This is a genomic window from Thermogutta sp., from assembly GCF_014359955.1.
Classification (GTDB): domain Bacteria; phylum Planctomycetota; class Planctomycetia; order Pirellulales; family Thermoguttaceae; genus Thermogutta.
This window is the reverse complement of record NZ_JACIYL010000945.1, coordinates 1-1,532: the sequence shown is the minus strand read 5'-3', so window position 1 is coordinate 1,532 and position 1,532 is coordinate 1. Positions and strand designations below refer to the sequence as shown.

1 protein-coding gene is annotated in these 1,532 nt (G+C 59.4%); it reads right to left on the bottom strand.

Annotated features, from left to right (window positions below; genetic code table 11):
• Positions 1–299: 299 nt before the first annotated feature.
• On the bottom strand, positions 300–1,532 hold a 1,233-nt coding region (locus H5U08_RS18425), incomplete at its 5' end, for a hypothetical protein (protein ID WP_297036509.1).

Genomic DNA, 1,532 nt, shown 5'->3' with positions numbered 1-1,532 from the left:
GGGCACAGCCGGCATTCCGGGGCTCATCTCGATCCCACAATCGGGCCTGTCCCAAATTGACGAAGAAAACGCTGGCCGCCAGAACAAGCGCCAGTCCGAAATAGGCGTAAGAACTCCTCAACACTCCACCCTCCGTGGCATACGTGGATCATCACACCCAGTGCTGTCAAAACACCTTCTGGTGAGAAAACGATGTGGGAGGCAATTCTAGCCTTTTTTTGGAAAGTCCACAAGCCAAAAACTATTCAGGCAAACCGCACAAAAGAGGAGAAATGAAACAATCACGCAAGACAGAAAACTTAATCGCCTTCGAGTTGGGCCATCTTTTGCTTGTAGAGTTGCTTCAGTCGCTTTTTCTCTTCCTTGGTCAACCGCCGGGCGGGCAATTGGGGTAGAGAACTCGCCGTGCCGGGCGTCTCGCGCGAACCCGATGGGCCGATCGCGCTCTGAGTCGCTGTGGACATACCCGAGCCGCTGCCGGATGGTGATCCGGTGCCACTCGGCTGCGGATATGTTGGCTGAGCCGTCTGCCCCATCATCTGGGCCGAAACGGGGTGTCCAGTCCCGCCGAGCGATCCAGCCCCAGAAAACGCTTCAGTTGTAAACGGTGGGACATCCATCTGCCCGGAGCGTTTCTGCGCCACCGCAGCGGTTGAGTTCGTCGGGGGCGACCCGGTCGGGGAAGGAGGGGCCACTCCTGCCTGCCGTGCTTCCGCATATGCCATCCCGGCAAGGAAGGCATTAACAGGGCCATTGGTCGAACCGGCAGGTGTCGCGGAAGGCATTGTATCCGCCGCACGCGTGACCGACTCCGCCCCATACTGGTATGGCATGGGCGCAGATGGGGACATTCCGCCAGGCGAGGAATGGCTGCTCTGCGAGGACGGGGCCACCGGCACCGCCACCGGCCGCGGCAGGTCCAGGTCGGATCGACGGCGGGAACCGGAGCTGGTTGTTCGAGTTCTTCTCCGCGTGACTCGTTTCACTTCTCGAGGGACTGCAACAGGCGGTCCCTGACCGTGAGGCGGATGGATGATGAGGTAATCCGCCGGGGTTCTGTTGTCGGCTTCCAGCGGGCTTTGACGGCCCGGAGTAACGCTCACAGCGGTCTTCGGCGGTTCGTCATGGACAGTTTCATCACTGGACACACCGATTTGACCGATCTCATCGCCTTCCTCAAAGATGCGGCACAGCGTATCTCGGCCGAAGCTCAGCACGGCCAGCAGCAGGCACCAGTGTCCCAGCAACTCCCCAACTTCTTCGCCAACGACCTTCTCGACAGGAATCGCGTGATCGGGAATCAGACCCGTTTGAATGAGCCCCGAGCAGCCGTACAGGGCCACCGCAAGTGTCATCCAGAAACTGGCCCACCCGGAGTATCGCAAATCCATCGTCAAACGAGTCAGAAGGGCACAGAAGACGAAAAAGTACGGAACGACCCACCACCAGGGGCTTGCAGGGTTACTCACTCCAAACAATTCGAGGAGAACAGGTCCAAAGGTCAGAAGAAGCCCCGCCGACTCGTCCAGTCC